This is a genomic window from Nonomuraea purpurea, from assembly GCF_042650645.1.
Taxonomy (GTDB): domain Bacteria; phylum Actinomycetota; class Actinomycetes; order Streptosporangiales; family Streptosporangiaceae; genus Nonomuraea; species Nonomuraea purpurea.
This window is the reverse complement of the sequence record NZ_JBHSBI010000016.1, coordinates 185,247-205,724: the sequence shown is the minus strand read 5'-3', so window position 1 is coordinate 205,724 and position 20,478 is coordinate 185,247. Positions and strand designations below refer to the sequence as shown.

Annotated in this window: 18 protein-coding genes; 12 read left to right on the top strand and 6 right to left on the bottom strand. The window is 70.0% G+C overall.

Translation table 11 applies throughout. The features are described from left to right. The first annotated feature begins 83 nt into the window (after positions 1 to 83). Positions 84 to 2,822: a bifunctional FO biosynthesis protein CofGH gene (locus tag ACFOY2_RS30295; RefSeq protein ID WP_379531503.1), complete on the top strand. Its 2,739-nt coding sequence runs from the start codon at positions 84 to 86 to the stop codon at positions 2,820 to 2,822. 81 nt (positions 2,823 to 2,903) lie between these two features. After that, the gene (locus ACFOY2_RS30290; protein ID WP_379531502.1) at positions 2,904 to 4,652 is read left to right on the top strand and encodes a substrate-binding and VWA domain-containing protein; all 1,749 of its coding nucleotides are present in this window, start codon (positions 2,904 to 2,906) and stop codon (positions 4,650 to 4,652) included. 116 nt (positions 4,653 to 4,768) lie between these two features. Here ACFOY2_RS30290 and ACFOY2_RS30285 read toward each other — a convergent pair whose 3' ends face one another. The 3 genes from ACFOY2_RS30285 to cofD form a co-directional block, all read right to left on the bottom strand. Beyond that, entirely contained in the window at positions 4,769 to 5,278 is a 510-nt protein-coding gene (locus tag ACFOY2_RS30285) for a lytic polysaccharide monooxygenase auxiliary activity family 9 protein (protein WP_379531501.1), read from the bottom strand. A gap of 91 nt (positions 5,279 to 5,369) precedes the next feature. Next, positions 5,370 to 6,650 carry a coenzyme F420-0:L-glutamate ligase gene (locus tag ACFOY2_RS30280; protein ID WP_379531500.1) on the bottom strand — a complete coding sequence of 427 codons (1,281 nt, stop codon included), beginning with the start codon at positions 6,648 to 6,650 and terminating at the stop codon, positions 5,370 to 5,372. 278 nt (positions 6,651 to 6,928) lie between these two features. Further along, entirely contained in the window at positions 6,929 to 7,867 is a 939-nt protein-coding gene (gene cofD / locus ACFOY2_RS30275) for a 2-phospho-L-lactate transferase (RefSeq protein WP_379531499.1), read from the bottom strand. Between the two features lie 171 nt (positions 7,868 to 8,038). Here cofD and ACFOY2_RS30270 point away from each other — a divergent pair, with 171 nt between their 5' ends. The 3 genes from ACFOY2_RS30270 to ACFOY2_RS30260 all read left to right on the top strand — a co-directional run bounded on the left by ACFOY2_RS30270 (position 8,039) and on the right by ACFOY2_RS30260 (position 10,798). Continuing rightward, on the top strand, positions 8,039 to 9,931 hold the full coding sequence (locus ACFOY2_RS30270) for a hypothetical protein (protein WP_379531498.1): 1,893 nt from the start codon (positions 8,039 to 8,041) through the stop codon (positions 9,929 to 9,931). A 317-nt stretch (positions 9,932 to 10,248) separates the two neighbouring features. Beyond that, a complete protein-coding gene (locus ACFOY2_RS30265) occupies positions 10,249 to 10,509 on the top strand; it encodes a WhiB family transcriptional regulator (protein ID WP_020546325.1) in 261 nt (86 codons plus the stop codon). 109 nt (positions 10,510 to 10,618) lie between these two features. Then, positions 10,619 to 10,798: a hypothetical protein gene (locus ACFOY2_RS30260; protein ID WP_379531497.1), complete on the top strand. Its 180-nt coding sequence runs from the start codon at positions 10,619 to 10,621 to the stop codon at positions 10,796 to 10,798. Here the strand turns inward: ACFOY2_RS30260 and ACFOY2_RS30255 are convergent. Further along, a complete protein-coding gene (locus ACFOY2_RS30255) occupies positions 10,795 to 11,235 on the bottom strand; it encodes a metallopeptidase family protein (protein ID WP_379531496.1) in 441 nt (146 codons plus the stop codon). The genes ACFOY2_RS30260 and ACFOY2_RS30255 overlap by 4 nt on opposite strands. Before the next feature lie 311 nt (positions 11,236 to 11,546). Between ACFOY2_RS30255 and ACFOY2_RS30250 the strand changes: the two genes are divergently transcribed. The 5 genes from ACFOY2_RS30250 to ACFOY2_RS30230 are packed head-to-tail and all read left to right on the top strand — an operon-like array spanning position 11,547 to position 15,568. Then, positions 11,547 to 11,915, top strand: coding sequence for a DUF3499 domain-containing protein (locus ACFOY2_RS30250; RefSeq protein ID WP_355370988.1), 369 nt, complete (start codon positions 11,547 to 11,549; stop codon positions 11,913 to 11,915). A 44-nt stretch (positions 11,916 to 11,959) separates the two neighbouring features. Next, positions 11,960 to 13,309 (top strand): phosphomannomutase/phosphoglucomutase, encoded by a 1,350-nt coding sequence (locus tag ACFOY2_RS30245; protein ID WP_379531495.1) that lies wholly within the window; start codon positions 11,960 to 11,962, stop codon positions 13,307 to 13,309. Beyond that, the gene (locus ACFOY2_RS30240) at positions 13,306 to 13,473 is read left to right on the top strand and encodes a Trm112 family protein (protein WP_357812081.1); all 168 of its coding nucleotides are present in this window, start codon (positions 13,306 to 13,308) and stop codon (positions 13,471 to 13,473) included. The genes ACFOY2_RS30245 and ACFOY2_RS30240 overlap by 4 nt, the downstream gene beginning before the upstream one ends. Continuing rightward, on the top strand, positions 13,470 to 14,576 hold the full coding sequence (locus tag ACFOY2_RS30235; RefSeq protein WP_379531494.1) for an SIS domain-containing protein: 1,107 nt from the start codon (positions 13,470 to 13,472) through the stop codon (positions 14,574 to 14,576). The genes ACFOY2_RS30240 and ACFOY2_RS30235 overlap by 4 nt, the downstream gene beginning before the upstream one ends. A 50-nt stretch (positions 14,577 to 14,626) precedes the next feature. Beyond that, entirely contained in the window at positions 14,627 to 15,568 is a 942-nt protein-coding gene (locus ACFOY2_RS30230) for a cation diffusion facilitator family transporter (RefSeq protein ID WP_379531493.1), read from the top strand. 65 nt (positions 15,569 to 15,633) lie between these two features. Here the strand turns inward: ACFOY2_RS30230 and ACFOY2_RS30225 are convergent, their stop codons facing one another. Then, the gene (locus tag ACFOY2_RS30225) at positions 15,634 to 17,334 is read right to left on the bottom strand and encodes a phosphatidylglycerol lysyltransferase domain-containing protein (RefSeq protein WP_379531492.1); all 1,701 of its coding nucleotides are present in this window, start codon (positions 17,332 to 17,334) and stop codon (positions 15,634 to 15,636) included. A 73-nt stretch (positions 17,335 to 17,407) separates the two neighbouring features. Between ACFOY2_RS30225 and ACFOY2_RS30220 the strand changes: the two genes are divergently transcribed. Further along, the gene (locus ACFOY2_RS30220; RefSeq protein ID WP_379531491.1) at positions 17,408 to 18,478 is read left to right on the top strand and encodes an alpha/beta hydrolase; all 1,071 of its coding nucleotides are present in this window, start codon (positions 17,408 to 17,410) and stop codon (positions 18,476 to 18,478) included. Positions 18,479 to 18,483: 5 nt separating this feature from the next. On the opposite strand, the gene ACFOY2_RS30215 is transcribed toward ACFOY2_RS30220, so the two are convergent. After that, a complete protein-coding gene (locus ACFOY2_RS30215) occupies positions 18,484 to 18,837 on the bottom strand; it encodes a MerR family transcriptional regulator (protein ID WP_357812071.1) in 354 nt (117 codons plus the stop codon). A 104-nt stretch (positions 18,838 to 18,941) separates the two neighbouring features. Here ACFOY2_RS30215 and ahcY point away from each other — a divergent pair, with 104 nt between their 5' ends. Further along, positions 18,942 to 20,369, top strand: coding sequence for an adenosylhomocysteinase (gene ahcY / locus ACFOY2_RS30210; protein WP_379531490.1), 1,428 nt, complete (start codon positions 18,942 to 18,944; stop codon positions 20,367 to 20,369). Positions 20,370 to 20,478 lie beyond the last annotated feature (109 nt).

The window sequence follows — 20,478 nt, the reverse complement described above, 5'->3', positions numbered from 1 at the left end:
ACACCGGTCTTCGGCCAGTGGTGCCTGCTGACACGCCTGCCCTGGGTGCGGGTGGCGAACTCAGCCCGTCGTACTGTGCCGTTATGAGTCTTGTCAGTGATACCGCTGTTCGCCGTGCTCTGGCCCGTGCCCGCGACGGCAAGGCCCTCGACGTCACCGAGGCCACCGTGCTGCTGCACGCCCGGGGCGAGCACCTCGACACGCTGCTCGAACACGCCTCGCGCGTCCGCGACGCCGGCCTGCGGGCGGTGGGCCGCGAAGGTGTCATCACCTACAGCAGGAAAGTGTTCATCCCGTTGACGAGGTTGTGCCGGGATCGCTGTGGTTACTGCACGTTCGCGACCGCGCCGCACAAGCTGCCCGCGCCGTTCCTGAGCCCCGACGAGGTGTTGGAGATCGCCAGGCAGGGCGCGGCGATGGGGTGCAAGGAGGCGCTGTTCACGCTGGGGGACCGGCCGGAGGACCGGTGGCACCAGGCACGCGAGTGGCTCGACGCGCACGGTTACGACGACACGCTGTCCTACGTGCGGGCCATGGCCGTCAGGGTGCTGGAGGAGACCGGGTTGCTGCCGCATCTCAACCCCGGAGTGCTGAGCTGGCGTGACCTGCAGCGGCTCAAGCCGGTCGCGCCGTCCATGGGGATGATGCTGGAGACGACCTCGCGGCGGCTGTTCGAGGAGAAGGGGCAGCCGCACCACGGCTCGCCGGACAAGGATCCGGCCGTACGGCTGCGCGTGCTGGAGGACGCCGGGCGTACGAACGTGCCGTTCACCACCGGGATCCTGATCGGCATCGGCGAGAGCGTCACAGAGCGCGCCGAGTCGATCTTCGCCATGCGGCGGGTGGCACGCGAGTACGGGGCGATCCAGGAGGTCATCGTCCAGAACTTCCGCGCCAAACCGGATACGGCCATGCGCGGGCTGCCGGACGCCGACCTGCGGGAGCTCGCGGCCACCATCGCCGTCGCGCGCCTGGTGCTCGGGCCGCGCGTGCGGCTGCAGGCGCCGCCCAACCTGGTGGACTCCGAGTACGAGCTCATGATCCGGGCGGGCATCGACGACTGGGGCGGGGTGTCGCCGCTCACCCCTGACCACGTCAACCCCGAACGGCCGTGGCCGCAGATCGACGACCTGGCCGCCCGCACGGCCGAGGCCGGGTTCGTGCTGCGGGAGCGGCTGACGATCTATCCCGAGTACGTGCTGGCGGGGGAGCCGTGGCTGGATCCCCGGCTGGCCGCTCACGTCGCCGCCCTGGCGGATCCGGAGACCGGGCTGGCCCGCGAGGACGCGGTGCTCGAAGGGCGGCCGTGGCAGGAGCCCGACGGCGGGTTCCCCCTGTCGGCGGGGCGGGTGGATCTGCACGTGGAGGTGGACACGTCGGGGCGTACGCATGACCGGCGCGACGACTTCGACCACGTCTACGGCGACTGGGACGCCCTGCGCGACCGCCTCGCCCCTGCCCAGGCCCCGGACCCCGCCACCGAACGCCCGCTCGCCCCACCGGCGAGCGGCCCGGCGTCCGACGGCGCGGTCTCCAGCGGCCCAGCGTCCAGCGGCCCAGCGTCCGGCGGCCCAGCGTCCGGTGGCGGGGTCTCCGGTGGCCCGGTCTCCGATGGCCTGGCGTCCGGCGGCATGGTGTCCGGTGGGGGGCCGACGCCTGGGGAGGTGCGGCAGGCGCTCAGGCGGGCCGAGGCCGACCCCGCGGGCCTGACGGACGCCGAGGCCGTGGCGCTGCTCAGCGCGGAGGGCCAGGCGCTGGACGAACTGGCGGCCATCGCCGACGACCTCAGGAGGCAGGCCGCGGGCGACGAGGTCACCTACGTCGTCAACAGGAACATCAACTTCACCAACGTCTGCTACACGGGCTGCCGCTTCTGCGCCTTCGCCCAGCGCAGGACCGACGCCGACGCCTACACGCTCAGCCTCGACCAGGTGGCCGACCGCGCCCAGGAGGCGTGGGAGGCGGGCGCGACCGAGGTGTGCATGCAGGGCGGCATCCACCCCGATCTGCCCGGCACCGCCTACTTCGAGATCGCCAGGGCGGTCAAGGCCAGGACGCCGGAGATGCACGTGCACGCGTTCTCCCCGATGGAGGTCATCAACGGGGCGAGCCGGACGAACCTCTCGATCGAGGACTGGCTGCACGCGGCCAAGGAAGCGGGCGTGGACTCGCTCCCCGGGACGGCGGCGGAGATCCTCGACGACGACGTGCGCTGGGTGCTGACCAAGGGCAAGCTGCCCGCCCGGGAGTGGGTCGACGTCATCTCGACCGCGCACAAAGTGGGCATCCCGACGACGTCCACCATGATGTACGGCCACGTCGACAACCACCTGCACTGGGTCAGGCACATCAAGCTGATCAGGCGCATCCAGGAGGAGACGGGCGGCTTCTCGGAGTTCGTGCTGCTGCCGTTCGTGCACACAAGCGCCCCCATCTACCTGGCGGGCATCGCCAGGCCGGGCCCGACGGCGCGGGAGAACCGGGCCGTGCACGCGCTGGCCAGGATCCTGCTGCACGGCGCGATCAAGAACATCCAGTGCTCCTGGGTGAAGCTCCGCGACGACCTGTGCCGCCAGGTGCTCCATGGCGGGGTGAACGACCTCGGCGGCACCCTGATGGAGGAGACCATCAGCAGGATGGCGGGCTCGGAGAACGGCTCGTACAAGACCATCACAGAACTGCGCGAGATGGTCGAGGTCACCGGCAGGCCGGTCAGGCAGCGCACCACCGAGTACGGCGTTCCCGGCGCGGAGCGGCTGCGCGCGTCGGAGGCGAGCGACGGCGTCTGCCGGAGCGTCAGGCGTGTCCTGCCGATGGCCTAGTTGTAACGTGTTCTAACTACGACTTGCGCCTGCTATGGGAGTGGCTGGGAGAATCGTCATCCCCCTGGAGAGAGGTTAACCGTGCGGTTGGGTCGGCACCGCGCCGCGCTGTCCCCCGAGCAGCGACGGAGGAAGGCGCTCCAACGCGGCATCCTGGCCGGGCTCACTGCGGTGGCCATCGTGGCGGGCGCCCTCGTCGTGGTGTTCGGCGGCGCCGGCCCGCTGTGCACCACACGAGAGCCTGTTCTGGTCAGCGTGGTCGCCGCGGTCGACGTGGCCCCCGCGGTCATGGAGGCCGCGGGAGGCTTCAACGAGACGAAGACGTCGGTGGGCGGGCGGTGCGTGCTGGTCCAGGTGACCGAACAGCCGCCGGCCACCGTCCTGCGTACGCTGATCGGCGACAGGGCGGGCGTGCTGCGCGAGCGCCCCGACGGCTGGATCGCCGACTCCTCCGCCTGGATCAGGCTGGCCCGCCAGCAGGGCGCTAGCGCGCTGCCCGCCGGTGAGAGCGTGGTGGCGACGTCGCCGCTGGTGTTCGCCACCCGCTCGTCGCTGGCGCAACGATTCTCCGTGGGAAAGACGGAGATGAACTGGCGGATGGTCTTCCCCTCGACCGTCCGCGGGCGGCTGACGCCCAACGCGGACGAGCCCGACATCGTCCGCGTGCCAGACCCGTCACTGGCCGGGGCGGGCATCGCGACCGTGGCCGCCGCCAGGGACGTCGTCGGCACCGGCCCAGAGGCGGACAAGGCGCTGACCGCGTTCGTCCGGTGGGCGCAGGCCGGCTCCGCGCCCGACTACCGCAGCATGCTGGCCGCCGTGGACGACCGCACGTTCTGGCAGCGCCCGGTCGTCATCGTCCCCGAGCAGTCGGTCCGGAACCGCAACCTGCGCCCCTCCTCCGACCCGGTCGTCGCGCTGCACCCGCGCGAGGGCACGATCAACCTCGACTATCCCTACGTCGTCACCGCCACCGACCCGACGGTCGCCGAGGCGTCCACGGCCTTCGCCGACTGGCTGAAGGGCCCCCGCGCCCAGGAGATCGTCCGGCGGGCGGGCTTCCGTTCCGGCGACGGCGTTCATGGCCCCATCTCGCCTGGGCCGCAGATCCCGTCCACGGCCCCGAAGACCAGGCAGTCGGTCTCGCCGCAGGACATCGACGAGGCGTTACGCGCCTGGAGCAGGCTGGCCCCGCCGACGAACATCCTCGTCCTGACCGACACCTCCAAACACATGGCCGAGCCGCTGAAGGGCGGCACCAGGCTGAGCGTGGCGCTGTCCGCGGCCAAGATCGGGCTGCAGCTGTTCCCCGACTCCACGCACATGGGCCTGTGGGAGTTCGCCGACAAGGTCGGGCGCGTCAAGGGTTACCAGGAGCGGGTCGGGCTCGGCCCGATCAACGAGCCGGAGACGGGCCAGGTGGTCCGCCGCGGCCGGCTCGACGAGCTGACCAGCACGATCACCGCCCATCCCAAGCTGGACAGCTCGCTCTACGACGCCATCCTCAGCGGCTTCCGCAAGGTGTCGGGCGACTACCGCGAGGAGATGAACAACACGCTCCTGGTGATCACGTCGGGCCGGGACGACGGCAAGGGCACGAACCTGGCCCAGCTCCTCGACCACCTGCGCCGCACCTGGAACCCCGACAAACCTGTTCAGATCATCGTCATCGCGTTCGGCAAGGGCGTGGACCGCGGCGGCCTGTCGCAGATCGCGGCCGCCACGAACGGCTCGCTGCACGAGGCCCAGGAGCCGGGGGAGATCATCGACGTGTTCCTGGGAGCCCTGGCCCGCAGACTCTGCCACCCCGCCTGCAAGCCGATGGCATAGAAAAAGGGGGCGCACCGGCGCCCCCTTTTCCGTTGCGGTTCAGACCAGCTGCCGGAGCGCGGAGACGCGAGGCGGTTCCTGGCCAGCGAGCGAGGTGCGGGCCTGAACGCAGCCGATCAACTGATCCGGACGTCGATGCAGGAGTAGAAGGCGTTGGCGGTGTCGGAGATGTTCCAGATCGCCAGGACCTTCTGCCGGCCCGAGTAGCCGGACAGGTTGACCGTGTGCGAGACCGTCGCCGGCGGCTGCTGGCCGTTGCCGTTGAACACGGCCACCCGCGTGTTGCCGATGTAGTACTCGTAGTTGAGCGTGGCGTGCCTGGCGGTGAACGTCCAGTTGAAGGTCACCGTCTTGCCTACCGACGCGACGGGCCATGGCTTGCTCTCGTCGCTGAGCTGCGCGAACCGTCCCACGTTGGCGTGGCAGCTTCGCAGTCCCTTCGGGCCTTCCACGCTCTGCGGCTCGTAGATGATGTCGCCGCAGTTGGACACCTTGCCCTGGGCGCAGTTGGCCTGTCGGCTCGGGGGTGAGTTCACGTAGCCGTGCGCGAACGCCGGCGCCGTGTTGAAGATCGTGGTGGCGATGGCGATCACCGCCACCGCCACCAATGTGAGCGTCCTTCTCATGGAGCAGCTCCTTTACATGGGGGGATAACTCAAATGTAAAGGAAACTTTCCTAACGGTAAATAGGGTGTTGACCGGCGTCGGAAGTGCCGGTCAGCGCGTGACGATGAAGTCCGCAGGGTCGCGCGGGGCACGATCGCGCGGCGGGGCGGCCGCGTGCCCGACGGCCACGCAGCCCATCGGGTCCCACGTGCCGGGCAGGTCGAGCACCTCGCGCACGACAGGGCGGCAGAACATCGTGGACGACACCCACGCCGAGCCGAGCCCCTCGACGGCGAGCTGGATCAGGAAGTTCTCCACCCCCGCGCCCGTGGCCACCACGAACATCTCCCGCTCCGAGGCGTTGCGCCGATCGTCCCTGTAGGTGTGGGAGCCCTCCATCACCAGGCACGGCACGACCAGGTAGGGCGCGTTGCGCAGCACGTCGCCGCGCCTGACGCGCTTGGCGATCGACTGCTCGGTGAACCCGTCGCCGCGCAGGTCCTCGATCCAGGCATCCCGCATCGCGTCGAGCAGTTTCGTCCTGGTCTCCGGCGACTCCACCAGCACGAACCGCCACGGGGTCGTGTGGTGCGGCGCCGGCGCGGCGATGCCCGCCGCCACCGCCCTGCGCACCGCCTCCCGATCGACTGGGAGGTCGGAGAACTCCCTGATGGTACGGCGGGCGAACACCACGTCGCGCGACCCGTAGCGGAACAGGTCTTCGTCGGCCGGCCGCACCAGGGGCCTGACCCCCGGGCCTTCGTCCTCGGTCACCAGGTGCGCCAGCCCGCGCACGATCGCGACGGGCACCCCGGCGAGCTTGCCCTTGACCAGTTCGGCCGCGCCCGCGATCTCGTCGGCCAGCGCCGTGACGGTGGCGTTGAGCGCGTTGCCGTAGCCGTCGAAGACGCCGCGGAAGTCGTCGAGCGGGCGCAGGCCGGCCACTCCGATGGCCACGTCGGTGAGCCCGTTGCGCCACGGCCGCCCGAACGTGTCGGAGACGATCACGCCCGCGTGCACCGGCAGGCCGCTCCTGAGGCGCCTGGCCGAGGCGTCGGGGTCCTCAGGCAGGAGCAGCACGGTGCCTGGCTCGGTGTTGGAGGCGTCCACGCCGGCGGCGGCCATGACGAAGCCATGGCGGGTCTGGGAGATCACGGTGTCGCCGCGCCTGGCGACCACGCGCTCGGTCTCGTCCTCGATGGCCTGTACGCGGTCGGGCGCCCGGCGGATCCGGCCCTCGGCCTTGCTCACGATCTTGGACGTGATGACGACGATGTCGCCGTCCCGCAGGTCGGCGTCTTTGAGCAGGGCGGCGATGTCGTCCCCCGGCCGCACCTCGCCGATGCCCGCCACGGCGATCACTTCCAGCCGCCCCGGCGTCTCCCCGCTCATCGACCCGCCCCTTCCGCACCCCGCATGACTTCCAGCACCTCTCGCATCGCCCCGGCGCCGCTCATCGCCCTGTCCCCGCGGACACTCCATGGCGAGCCTTTCCAGCCACCTGGGCGCCGTTCATCGGCCCGCTCCTTCCGCGCCCTGCGGACACTCCATGGCGAGCCTTTCCAGCCGCCTCGGCGCCGTTCATCGGCCTGTTCCTTCTGCGGTCGGCCGCAGGGGGCCTGGGGCCGTAGCCCCCCTTTGGGGGACGCGTGGCGGGGCCGGGCGGGTGGTCATCGGGTGAGCTCCAGGGCGAGGTTGAGGGCGGTGCGGGCGATGTCGGCGGCGGCGTCGGCGTCGTGCATGAGGATCGGCCGGGCCGGCACGCGTACGCCGTCGAGCGCCACCCCTTCGTCCTCCTCCGCCACCAGCCACCCGTCGATCAGCTCGGCCCCGTACAGTTCCAGGACGGCCTGGGCCGTCGTCTCCACCCCGATGGCCGTCAGGCAGGCGTCGGCCATGCCCCTGACCGGCGCCCCGCCGATGATGGGCGACACGCCCACGACGGTCTTGGGCAGCAGGGCGTCGCGGATGCCGGGAACCTGCAGGATCGTGCCGATGCTCACGACCGGGTTGGACGGCGGCAGGATGACCACGTCGGCCTGCTCGATGGCCTCCAGCACACCGGGCGCGGGCTTGGCGGTGTCGACCCCCACCAGCGCGAACGACTGGGCGGGCACGGAGGCGCGCAGGCGTACCCACCACTCCTGGAAGTGGACGGCGCGCCTGCCGTTCTCGTCGTCGATCACCACGTGCGTCTCGCAGCGGTCGTCGGTCATCGGCAGCAGCCGCACGCCCGGCTGCCAGCGCGTGCACAGCGCCTGGGTGATCTGCGAGAGCGGGTAGCCGGCCTCCAGCATCTGCGAGCGCACGATGTGGGTGGCGAAGTCGCGGTCGCCGAGCCCGAACCACTGCGGCTCCACGCCGTACGCGGCCAGTTCCTCCTTGACCACGTGGGTCTCCTTGGCCCGGCCCCAGCCCTGCTGCTCGTCGATGCCGTTGCCCAGGGTGTACATCACGGTGTCGAGATCGGGGCATACCCGCAGGCCGAACAGGGTGATGTCGTCGCCCGTGTTGCCGATGACGGTGATCGTGGCGTCGGGCGCGGTCGCGCGCAGGCCGCGCAGGAAACGGGCGCCGCCGATGCCGCCCGCGAGTGACACGATGTGCATGCGGACCAGTCTTTCACCGGTCTCTGACAACCCCGTCGCGGGAGGGGTTGCTTCGACTGTTTAAAGATGAACTACGCGGTTTTGTGATGTAAGAGGTTTCTGGGACTCCCGCCGGGCATGTCGGTGATGTGGCAAACTCCCTTCGGGCCAAAGGGTCCATTGGGGGTTGTTGTGAGCAAACTTGACGTAGCGCGGCTGAGGGAGCCGGCCGCCTGGATCATGCTCGTCGTGGGGCTGATGGACGTCGTGCTGGCGATCGGGAAGATCCTGATCAGCTCGACCTTCGGCTCCTCGTTCGCCGATCGTGCGGCCGTGAACTTCTTCGGCCTGACGAGCCCCGTCAACGTGGCGTTGCTGCTCGGGTCGGTGCTGCTCCTCACCAAGATCGGCGAACCGTCACCCAAGGCCAAGCCGGTCATGTACGGGGCGGCGGCCGGGCTGTTTCTGGCGACCGTGTTCGGCCTGCTGGCGCTGCTGGCCGGGCTCTTCGCGGGGAACGGGGGGTGGGGGACCATCCAGCTCGTGTTCCAGGGGGTGCCCCAGCTCGCGCTGGCCGCCATCGCGCTGGTCTACCTGCTTCCGCAGGTGCTGCCGGAACGGCCGGCCGCTCAGGTGTACCAGCCCCAGTTCGGTCAGCAGCCCCCGTTCTTCGGCCAGCAGTCGCAGCAGTTCGAGCAGCCCCAGCCCGGGTACGGCCAGCAGCCCCCCGCTTACGGCCAGCAGCCCGACTACGGCCAGCAACCTCCCGGTCAGCAGCCCCCCTTCGCACAGCAGCCGCCGTCGGGTCAGCAGCCGGGTTACGCGCAGCAGCAGCCTCCGTCCGGCCAGCAGCCGGGTTACGGACAGCAGCAGCCTCCGTCCGGCCAGCAGCCGGGCTATGGCCAGCAGCCCAGTTTTGAGCAGCAGCCCGGGTACGAGCAGCAGCAGCCGACCGGGCCGCAGCCCGGCTATGGGCAGCAGCAGCAGAGCTTCGGCGGTCAGCCCGAGCAGCCCGACCCGCAGGCCGCCTACGCCCAGCAGCAGCAGGAGCCGTTCCAGCAGCCGATCAGGGCCGCGCTGCCCGCCGCCCCCTCGGACCAGCGCCCGCCCGAGCAGCAGCCCGACCACGGCTACCAGCCGCAGAGCTTCGGCCAGGACCCGGCCTACGGCCAGCACCCCTACGCCCCGGCCGACACGGCCCCCGCCGCCCAGGACTACGCGACTCCGCCCGCCCAGGAGTACGCCACCCCAGCGGCCCAGGAGTACGCAACCCCCACGGCTCAGGAGTACGCCACCCCTCCGGCGGCTCCTGAATACGCCACCCCTCCGGCGGCTCCCGGGTACGCCACCCCGCCCGCCGAGTACCAGCCCGCCCCGTACGTCCCCGCGGACAGCCAGCCGAACATGTACGGCCAGCCGAGCCCGAACCCCTACGCGCCCCAGGCCAACGACCAGCAGAGCCCGTACGCCCCGCCCGCGGACCAGCAGAGCCCGTACGCGCCGCCGGACACCGCGCCCAACGCCTTCGCCGGCCAGCCCGCCTATCCGGGTGGCGAGACCGCCCCGAACGTCCCGTTCGCGGCCCCGACCCCGGAGCCCCCGCAGCAGCCCGGCTACGGCCAGAACGCCTTCGACCAGCAGAGCGGTCAGCCGTTCACCGGCTACTCCGGCCACGAGTACGGGGCCCCGCAGGGCTACCAGGAACCCGACCCGCCCGTCGACCCGCGCTCCCAGCAGCTCATGGACGCCTACCAGCAGGCGGAGACGTACCAGACCTCCTCCGGCCAGCACTCCATGCCCGGCGCCCAGCCGGAGCTGCGGGTTCCTGACTACTCCAGCGCCCCCGGGTCGTACGACCAGCCGTTCGGCCACCCGCAGCAGCAGCCCGCCTATGAGCCCCAGCAGGGTCAGTACCAGCCCGGCCACCAGGCCGCCCCCGGCTGGCCGGAGCCCCCGCCCCCGGGCGGTGTTGAGTCAACCATGCGAATCGGCGGCGGCACGTCATTCGGCGGCGATCAGCGCCGTCCCGGAGACGACCCGATCGACCCGACCGCCATATACACCCCCAATGAGCCACGCAGGTAACGGACCGGCAATGAACGGCTAGAGAGAAGGTGGGCCACGGGCGGGCGTCTTTCCCGCCCTGGTACGGTTCGGACCGCTGACAGCGTTGAACGAGCCAGGCCGGTGCCATGCGCGAAGGTGTCGGCCGGGTGCGAACATCACATGCCATGCACACCGGGGCGAGATCTGGTCTTTCCCCGGATACCCGCATGCCGCTTGACGTCGGCTACAGCACACGCGTGTAATTACAACCATGTTGTTACGCCTTCCAATGGGTGGGTAGTAAGGAAGGCGTCCATGGGGGGCTCCATTGCGGGCGGGCGGCAGGGAGGTGTGCAGTGACCGATCCGGTCATCGCACAGGATCAGCTTGACGCTGAAGAACTCGGTTGGCAGGAGCGTGCGTTGTGCGCGCAGACCGATCCGGAGGCGTTCTTTCCGGAGAAGGGCGGCTCCACCCGAGAGGCCAAGAAGGTCTGCCGATCGTGCGAGGTCCGTGCCGAGTGTCTCGAATATGCACTCGAGCACGATGAGCGGTTCGGCATCTGGGGTGGGTTGTCCGAGCGGGAGCGCAGACGGATTAAACGCCAGGCCGTGTAGGTATAGCCGGGAAGGGGTACGCGGGTCGCCCGTGTGCCCCTTCCCACCTGTTCGCAGGCGCCTCCGCCTCCTGGTCCAACCGGGTGAAACCGAACGACAGGAGGCCGCAATGACCGCGATCATCGGGGTCAGGACCGTCGCCGTCACCGACCAGAACCGTGCCGTCGACTTCTACGTCGGCATCCTCGACAAGCGGCCTCGTGATCGTCTGAAGGCGACCAGGAGGCGGCGGCCCCGACGGTGGTCCGGGGTGTCCCTAACGGCGGGGCCGTCCCAGGGGTGTTCCTAGCGGCGGTCGTCGTAGCCCGGGTCGACGGTCTCGGGGGAGAGGCCGAGGAGGGTGGCGACCTGTTCGACGACCGTGTCGTGGACCATGGCGCCCAGCATGTCGCGGTCTCGCGCACGTGCCTCAAGGGGACGCCGGTACACCACGACCGACGCCGGGCTCTGGCCGCTGGCCGCGTCGGCCCGTCCGAACGGGATCGGGTCGGAGCCCAGGCTCGGGCCGTCGCCCAGCTCGCTCAGCGGGGGCACCTCCTCCACCGCGAACTCCACGGCGGAAAGCTGGCGCTCCCACCGGGGCCGGAGCCGGTCGACGGCGTCGAGGACGAGGTCGTCGAAGCGTTCGCTGCGGGACTTGGCCATCGGGACGTGGGAGGGGGCGAGCGGGCCGCGGAGGCCGCGACCGTGGCGATCGCGCCGTCTGGGACCGCGCTTTGGAGTCACGCAGGCAAGTCTAGGGTGCCGGTCCGCCCGATCCGAGGAGTGGCGCCGCCTGCTTCCGTGAGTGATCCGCACAAGCGAGGGTTGCGTCACATACGCGGGGCGCGGAAAGGAGTTCCGTTGATCCCCCATGGGGAGGCGCAGGGAGTGGCGTCGGACGTTTCCTGGCTGGTCACGCGAGAATGGGCCGGAGGGGCGGCGCCATCGGGGCAGTTGGGTGGAAAGCCTGCGACAGGTGTCCGAATTGTGGCGACACGCTCGTTAAGAGTGCTCAGATAGTGGCGCCTCGCACTCTTACCAGATACGGTCCCTCCGTGAGCCCCGTCCGCCGCTGTTCCCGCACCGCCTGCAGCCAGCCTGCCGTCTTCACGCTCACGTACGTGTACGCCGACTCGACCGCTGTTCTCGGCCCCCTGGCGACGTACGCGGAGCCACACTGTTATGACCTGTGCGCAGAACATGCCGAGCGGCTGACCGCTCCCCGCGGCTGGGAGGTGGTACGGCTGCCGACGGACGGCGCCTCGCCCAGCTCCGACGATCTCGAGGCGCTGGCCAACGCGGTCAGGGAGGCCGCGCGGCCCGCGCCGTCCGGCAGCGGTGAACCGGTCGGCCAAGGGGTCGAGGTCGGCCGCCGCGGCCACCTGCGCGTTCTGAGGTCGGCTCAGCAGCATCGCGACCGGTAGGCTCGTTTTACACGGAGGAAACGACCTAAGGGCGGAGCTGGAGAGTGGGCGACCTCGCCAAGATCTTCAAGGCGTACGACGTTCGCGGGGTGGTTCCCGACGAGTTCGACGAGCAGACCGCCGAGGCCGTGGGCGCGGCCTTCGTCGAGGTGACCGGCGCGGAGTCGGTCGTGGTCGCGCATGACATGCGTGAGTCGTCCGTTCCGCTGGCCGCGGCCTTCGTCCGTGGGGCCCGTTCGCGCCGCGCCGACGTCGTGCACGCCGGGCTCGGCTCCACCGACCTGCTCTACTACGCCAGCGGCAGCCTCGGGCTGCCGGGCGTGATGTTCACCGCCAGCCACAATCCCGCCCGCTACAACGGCATGAAGATGTGCAGGTCGGGCGCGGTGCCCATCGGCGGCGACTCGGGGCTGAGCGAGATCCGCGACAGGGCCGCCGAGCTCGTCGGGGTGACGGCGGAGCCCGTCGGGTCCTTGATCGAGAAGGACCTGCTGTCCGGGTACGCCCACCACCTGCGCTCGCTCGTCGACCTGTCGGGCATCAGGCCGCTCAAGGTCGTCGTCGACGCGGGCAACGGCATGGGCGGCCACACCGTCCCCGCCGTGTTCGACGGGCTACCGATCGAGCTGGTCCCGCTCTACTTCGAGCTCGACGGCGAGTTCCCCAACCACGAGGCCAACCCGATCGAGCCGCAGAACCTCGTCGATCTCCAGCGGGCCGTCGTCGAGAGCGGGGCCGACATCGGGCTGGCCTTCGACGGCGACGCCGACCGGTGCTGGGTGATCGACGAGCGCGGCGAGTCCGTCTCGCCGTCGGCCATCACGGCGCTGGTCGCCGCGCGTGAGCTGGCCAAACACCCGGGCGCGACGATCATCCACAACCTGATCACCTCGCACGGCGTGCCCGAGATCGTGCGCGAGCACGGCGGGGTTCCCGTGCGCACACGCGTCGGGCATTCCTTCATCAAGGCCGAGATGGCCCGCAGGGACGCCGTCTTCGGCGGCGAGCACTCGGCCCACTACTACTTCCGCGACTTCTGGTTCGCCGACTCGGGGATGCTCGCGGCCATGCACGTGCTGGCCGCGCTGGGCGAGCAGGAGCGCGCGCTGTCGGAGACAGTCGGCGCCTACGCGCGCTACCACGCCTCCGGAGAGATCAACAGCGCCGTGGCCGACCAGGGCGAGGCGCTGCGGCGGGTCCGGGAGGCGTTCGCCGGGCGCGGTGAGTTCGACGAGCTCGACGGGCTGACCGTCACCGGTCCCGATTGGTGGTTCAATCTCCGGGCGTCCAACACCGAGCCGCTGCTCAGGCTGAACGCCGAGGCGGCCGACCAGACCAAGATGTCGGCGATCAAGGACGAGGTCCTCGCCATTGTGGGAAAGGTGACAGAGTGAAGATCGACGACTGGCTGCTGGAAATCCTGGCCTGCCCGGCGTGCAAGGCGTCGCTGCGTGCCGAGAGCGAGACAGAAGAGCTGGTCTGCACGGGTTGTGGCCTGATCTACCCGGTTCGCGATGACATTCCCGTCCTGCTCGTAGACGAGGCCAGGAAGCCGTGATCTGGGAGCCGGAGCGGCTCGACGACCAGCGTCACCTGAGTGAGGGCGATCCCGGCGGCATGCTGCCCGCGGTCGCGGCCTCGGCGGCGCACGTACGCACCGGCTACCGCACCGCCGTCGAGTCCCGTCTCGACCGCCTGGCCGATCACGGGCGCCCGCGCGCCATCGTGGTGGCGGGCATGGGCGGCTCCGGCATCGCCGGCGACATCCTGGCGGCGGCGGCCGGCAACGGCGCGCCGCTGCCGATCGTGACCCTGCGCTCCTACCAGCTCCCCGGCTGGGTGGGCGCCACCGATCTGGTCATCGCCGTGTCCGGCTCGGGCGACACCGAGGAGACGCTGTCCGTCGCCACCCAGGCCGTGCGGCGCGGCTGCTCGCTCCTCGGAGTGGGGCCCGCGGGCTCTGCGCTGGAGGCCATCGCCGTCCAGGCGTCCGCGCTCTACGTGCCGGTGCCGGTCACCGGCACGTCCAGGGCGAACATCTGGCTGCTCGCCGTCCCGCTGATCGTGGCCGCGGCCGAGCTGCGCTTCGTGCCGGCCGACGCCGAGTTGTTCGAGCGGGTGGCCAAGTCGCTGGAGGACATGGCCCACCGGTGCCGGCCGTCCAGCGAGTCGTTCATCAACCCGGGCAAGGCGCTGGCGCTCGATCTGGCCGAGAGCGTGCCGATGATCTGGGGGTCGTCGCAGGCGGCGGCCGTGGCGGCCTACCGGCTGGTCTGCCAGCTCGGCACGAACGCGAAATATCCCGCCGTCTACGGCGAGCTGCCGGAGGCCGATCACAATCTGGTGGAGGTTTTCGACGGGCCGCTGGCCGAGCGCGACATCTTCTCCGACACGGCCGGGCGCACGCTCAGGCTCGTCGTGCTGCGCGACGCCGAAGAGCATCCGCAGGTGACGCGGCGGCGCGAAACCTCGCTGAGGCTGGCCCGCGAGCGTGACGTGCCGGTCACCGAACTGGCGGCGGAGGGCACGCATCCGCTGGAGCGAATGGCCGGCCTCATCGCGCTCGGCGACTATGCCAGCACCTATCTGGCGCTGGGATACGCCATTGATCCGACCCCTGCGTCGGCGATCACGGAGATAAAGGCGAGAAATTCCCAATAGGATCCCCTTTTCAGGCCTTTGAATGTGATCTTTATGAGTGGAGAAGATCGGTGAGCGCGAGCGGCGGAACCAAGGCAATCATTGCGGCATTGACCGCGAACTTGGCGATCGCCGTCGCCAAGTTCGTGGCCGCGTTCTTCACCGGGTCCTCGTCGATGCTGGCTGAGGGCATCCACTCGGTCGCCGACTCGGGCAACCAGGTGCTGCTGCTGGTCGGCGGCAAGCGGGCGGCCAGGGCGAGCACCAGGGAACACCCGTTCGGCTACGGCCGCGAACGCTACTTCTACGCCTTCGTGGTGGCCGTGGTGCTGTTCACGATCGGCGCGGCGTTCTCCCTCTACGAGGGCGTTCACAAGATCAGCGATCCGCAGGGCGTGGATGCGCCGATCTGGGCGTTCGCGGTGCTGATCTTCGCGATCATCGCCGAGGGATTCTCCTTCCGCACGGCCATTCGCGAGTCGAACCTCGTACGCGGCAAGCAGTCCTGGATCTCCTTCATCCGCCGTTCCAAGTCGCCCGAGCTGCCGGTCATCCTGCTGGAGGACCTCGGTGCGCTGCTCGGTCTGGTCTTCGCGCTGTTCGGCGTGACGATGGCGGTCATCACCGGCGACGGCGTCTGGGACGGCGTCGGCACCCTGATGATCGGCGTGCTGCTGGCCGTGATCGCGGTCGTGCTGGCCATCGAGACCAAGTCGCTGCTGGTCGGCGAGGGCGCCTCGCCGGACATGGAGAACCAGATCAGGGCCGCCCTCGAAGGGGCGCCCGAGGTGGCGCGGGTCATCCACATGCGCACCCTGCACCTGGGGCCCGAGGAACTGCTGGTGACGGCGAAGATCGCGGTCGAGCACAACGACACGGCCGCCGAGGTCGCCCAGGGCATCGACGAGGCCGAGCGCCGCATCCGCGAGGCCGTGCCGATCGCCCGCGTGATCTACCTGGAACCGGACCTGGACCGGCAGCGCACCTCCACCGCGGGCACAACCTCGGCTTGAGAGGTCATGAACCCTCCTTCGTCGGGCCCATGTTTCCTGCTTATTGATGACCTCGACAAGCTCGGTCATGAGGCGAGGGGCGCCGGGTTGAGGCGGGGGAGCCGCAGCCGGCGCCGGAAGCGGCCCACGGTGATGAACGCCTCGGCCTGCAGCGCGGAGACCCCGATGCGCGGCAGGTCGCGGGCGTTCGGATAGATCACGAAACGCGGCTCCCAGATCGGCCGGAACTTGGCGTTGAACCGATACAGCGACTCGATCTGGAACCAGTGCGACAGAAAGATCAGCACGCCCCGCCAGGCACGCAGCACCGGGCCCGCGCCGAGGCGCTCGCCGCGGGCCAGGGCCGCGCGGAACATGGCGAAGTTCAGTGAGACCTGGGTGATGCCCAGGGACGGCGCGGCCTGCAGGGTCTTGACGATCAGCAACTCGTTCAGCCCGGGATCGGCGTCGTGGGCGCGGCGCATGAGGTCGAGCGAGGCGCCGCGCGGCCCCCACGGGACGAAGTGCAGCACGGCCTTGAGCTCGCCGTCCTTGGCGGCGGTGGCCACCAGGCAGTCGGTGTCGGCGGGGTCGCCGAAGCGGCCGAGCGCCATGGAGTAGCCGCGTTCCGTCTGGCTGCCCCGCCAGGCGTCGGCCGCCTGCCGCATGCCGTCCAGCTCCTCCTCGCTCAGGGCGGAGACGCGCTGGACCCGGCAGGTGTAGCCGGCGCGTTCCGTTCTGTTGACCATCTGGCGGACGTTGCGCATCGCGCGGCCCTCCAGCGTGAAGTCGGCGACCTCCACTATGGCCTCGTCGCCGATCTCCAGCGCGGACATCCCGGCCTCGCGCGTCCACACCTCGCCGCCGGTCTCGCCGCAGCCGATCACCGCGGGAACCCAGGCGTGCCTCCTGGCCTCGCCCATGAACACCTTGATCGCGGCCGGCCAGGCCTCCGGGTCGCCGATCGGGTCGCCGCTGGCCAGCATGACCCCCGCCACGACGCGATAGGCGATGGCCGCCTTGCCCGACGGCGAGAACAGCACGCTCTTGTCGCGCCGCAGCGCGAAGTAGCCCAGCGAGTCGCGCTCGCCGTGCCTGGACAGCAGCTCGCGCAGGCGCCGCTCGTCCTCCTCTGAGAGCTCCGCGACCGGCCGCGCGGGGCGCAGCGCCAGGTAGAGCGTGGTGACGGCGGTCAGCGTGCCGAGCGCGAGCAGCGAGAAGTAGACCAGGTCGGAGGCCCGCGCGCTGGTGAACGTGATCGGGCCCTCGATTCCCGCCAGGCCGAGCAGCACGTGTTCGAGCCGGTTGAGGACGGTCGGATGGCCCATGACGGACTGGTGCACGCTGACGATCAGGAAGCCGAGGCCGACGTCGATGGCGCAGAGCACGAGCAGGTTGCCCAGGGCCCGCCAGCGCGAGCGCGGATCGGGCAGCGCCGCGAACTCCCTGCTGCCCGCCACGAGCGCCGCCAGGAGGGCCAGGCTGATGAGCGCGGCGACGACGTGCTGGTGCAGGATGCTGATGGCGGCGCTCACCGGCAGCAGCACGACGACCGCGCGCCAGGCGCGCACCTTCCTCCTGCGCAGCGCGTGCGCGATCATCACCAGCAGGATGCCCACGACCAGCGAGGTCGCCCGTGCGACGGTGGTGACGATGCCCGGAAGAAGCTCGGACCACGCGCCAATCCTGCTCTGCCCGAAATGCGGGAGCACGGCCTTGGCGATGTCGAGCAGGCCGATCGTCAACGACGCGTAGCCGGCGGCCGAGGGGATCCACGAATGCTTCACGCTTGAGGATTGAAGACCCGGCGTAATCTGCGCGTTAACTTCCGGCTTACGGCCGGGCCTGTATTCCAGTCTCATGGACCTCACCTCGGTCGGGTTGACGCTCACGACGTCGGCGCTCGCGGTCGCCGCCGTCGTCGCCACGGTGTGGTTGTGGCCGAGGCTGAGCGCCAGGAGTTGGCGCGCGGTGACCGGCCGGGTGGGCGTGCTCGTCCTCTGCCAGGCGCTCACGCTGGCCGCGACCGGGCTGGGCGTCAACGCGTACTTCGCTTTCTACAGCTCGTGGGGCGATCTGCTCGGCACCGACACAGGGACGGCGCCGATCACGATCGCCGCCTCGGGTCTGCGGGTGCTGAGCAGTCGCACGGTGCCGGGCGGGCGGATCGAGCAGGTCATCCTGCCGGGGCCGACCACGCGGCTGAGCGAGGAAGCGTATGTTTTCCTCCCTTCAGCGTACTTCCGGGACACGACGCGGCGCTTTCCCGCGATCCTCTCGCTCACCGGCTACCCCGGCGATCCGCGCAACCTCATGACCCGGCTCGACCTGCCGGGACGAATGGCGAAGGCGATCGCCCTGCACCAGGTCCAGCCCACGATCCTGGTGATGACGCGGCCCAGCGTGGTGCTCCCGCGCGACACGGAGTGCGTGGACGTGCCGCGTGGGCCGCGCGTGCAGGCGTACTTCGCCGACGACGTCAGGCGCGACATGATCGAGCACTACCGGGCCGCGGAGGGGCGCGACTCCTGGGGCGTCCTCGGCGGCTCGACCGGCGGCTACTGCGCGCTCAAACTCGCGATGAGCCGTCCTGAGGCGTTCTCGGCCGCGGTCTCGCTCTCCGGCTACTACAAGACGATCGTCGACGGCACCACCGGCGATCTCTTCCGCGGGGACAAAGGGGTCGAACACCGCAACGACCTCATGTGGCGGCTGGCGAACCTGCCCGCGCCGCCCGTGAACGTGCTCGTCACCAGCAGCCGGAAGGGGGAGAGCAACTATGACGCGACCGAGCGGTTCCTGGCGGCGGTGAAAGCGCCGATGCGGGCGTCGTCGCTGATCCTGCCGAGCGGGGGGCACAACTTCAACACCTGGAACAGAGAGCTTCCCCAGGCGCTCCCGTGGCTGGCCCAGCAGCTCACCGTGCCGTGACGCCCTCACGCGCCGGCCGTTCGGCCGCCGGGCGGGCGCAGGAGGCGCAGAGCCTTCTCCTTCTCGAAGTCCAGGGCGCGGCGGGGCACCTGGATGCGGCCGATCCGCACCCCGAGGTCGCGCACGGCCGCCGCCACCGTGGGCTCGCTGAGCACCCGCAGCGCGAACGCCAGTTCGGCGGGAGAGACGTCGAACTGCTTCTCCAGCTCCACCCCCTGCGCCACGGCGGCCAGCTCTTCCGGTCCGAACCGCCGGTGGGCGCCCTGCTCCCGCACCGGCGGCAGCAGGCCGAGTGCCTCCCGGTATCGGAGCATTCGCGGGGACATGCCGAGCCGCTTGGCGGCTTCCGTGATGCGCATTCTTACATTCTTACGTCAGATTCACCGTTGTGTGGATGCGACCTGCACCGGACGCCGCCTAGACTCGTCCGCGACAACCATCCGTCAGCGCGAGGGGACACCCGATGGACTTCAAGGTCGCAGACCTTTCACTTGCCGACTTCGGCCGCAAGGAGATCCGGCTCGCCGAGCACGAGATGCCCGGCCTCATGGCGGTCCGCAAGGAGTACGCGGCCTCCCAGCCCCTTCGCGGCGCGAAGATCATGGGCTCCCTGCACATGACGATCCAGACCGCCGTCCTCATCGAGACGCTGGTCGCGCTCGGCGCCGAGGTCCGCTGGGTGAGCTGCAACATCTTCTCCACCCAGGACCACGCCGCCGCCGCGGTGGTCGTCGGCCCCAACGGCACCCAGGACGACCCACAGGGCGTCCCGGTGTTCGCCTGGAAGGGCGAGACGCTGGAGGAGTACTGGTGGTGCACCGAGCAGGCCCTCACCTGGCCTGACGGGGACGCCCCCAACATGATCCTCGACGACGGCGGCGACGCCACGCTCCTCGTGCACAAGGGCGCCGAGTACGAGAAGGCCGGCGCCGTCCCCGCCGCCACCGCCGAGGACCCGGAGGAGTGGCACGTCATCATCGACCTGCTCACCCGCACGGTCGGCGCCGACAAGAGGTGGACCCGGATCGCCGAGAGCATCAAGGGCGTCACCGAGGAGACCACGACCGGCGTGCACCGCCTGTACGAGATGCACAAGAACGGCCAGCTCCTCTTCCCGGCCATCAACGTCAACGACTCGGTCACCAAGTCGAAGTTCGACAACAAGTACGGCTGCCGCCACTCCGTCATCGACGGCCTCAACCGCGCCACCGACGTGCTGATCGGCGGCAAGGTGGCCGTGGTCTGCGGCTATGGCGACGTCGGCAAGGGCTGCGCCGACGCGCTGCGCGGCCAGGGCGCCCGCGTCATCGTCACCGAGATCGACCCGATCTGCGCGCTCCAGGCGGCCATGGACGGCTTCCAGGTGACCACGCTGGAGGAGGTCGTCGGCATCGCCGACATCTTCGTCACCACCACCGGCAACTTCAACATCATCACCGCCGCCCACATGGCGCAGATGAAGCACCAGGCGATCGTCTCCAACATCGGCCACTTCGACAACGAGATCGACATGGCCGGGCTCGCCAAGCTGCCCGGCATCGTCAAGAACAACATCAAGCCGCAGGTCGACGAGTGGGTCTTCGCCGACGGGCACTCGATCCTCGTGCTCGCCGAGGGCCGCCTGATGAACCTCGGCTGCGCCACCGGCCACCCGAGCTTCGTCATGTCCAACTCCTTCACCAACCAGGTGATCGCGCAGATCGAGCTGTTCGCCAAGACGGCCGAGTACCCGATCGGCGTCTACACGCTGCCCAAGCACCTGGACGAGAAGGTCGCGCGGCTCCACCTCGACGCCCTGGGCGTGAAGCTGACCGAGCTCAGCAAGGAGCAGGCCTCCTACATCGGCGTCCACATCGAAGGCCCCTACAAGCCCGACCACTATCGGTACTAAATCTGCGGGATCTCTGTCTCGTTCCCCAAGGCTCATCTCGCAGTGCTGCTGCACTTCAGGGTGTTGCTCCGGGAGGGGTTGCTGCTCCAGGAGGGCTTTCCCTCCCGGA

What these genes read in the sequence shown, in the direction of transcription:
- ACFOY2_RS30295 (WP_379531503.1), top strand. Translation starts at nt 84, where the DNA reads ATGAGTCTTGTCAGTGATACCGCTGTTCGCCGTGCTCTGGCCCGTGCC.
- ACFOY2_RS30285 (WP_379531501.1), bottom strand. Translation starts at nt 5,278, where the DNA reads ATGAGAAGGACGCTCACATTGGTGGCGGTGGCGGTGATCGCCATCGCC.
- ACFOY2_RS30280 (WP_379531500.1), bottom strand. Translation starts at nt 6,650, where the DNA reads ATGAGCGGGGAGACGCCGGGGCGGCTGGAAGTGATCGCCGTGGCGGGC.
- cofD (WP_379531499.1), bottom strand. Translation starts at nt 7,867, where the DNA reads ATGCACATCGTGTCACTCGCGGGCGGCATCGGCGGCGCCCGTTTCCTG.
- ACFOY2_RS30260 (WP_379531497.1), top strand. Translation starts at nt 10,619, where the DNA reads ATGACCGCGATCATCGGGGTCAGGACCGTCGCCGTCACCGACCAGAAC.
- ACFOY2_RS30220 (WP_379531491.1), top strand. Translation starts at nt 17,408, where the DNA reads ATGGACCTCACCTCGGTCGGGTTGACGCTCACGACGTCGGCGCTCGCG.
- ACFOY2_RS30215 (WP_357812071.1), bottom strand. Translation starts at nt 18,837, where the DNA reads ATGCGCATCACGGAAGCCGCCAAGCGGCTCGGCATGTCCCCGCGAATG.
- ahcY (WP_379531490.1), top strand. Translation starts at nt 18,942, where the DNA reads ATGGACTTCAAGGTCGCAGACCTTTCACTTGCCGACTTCGGCCGCAAG.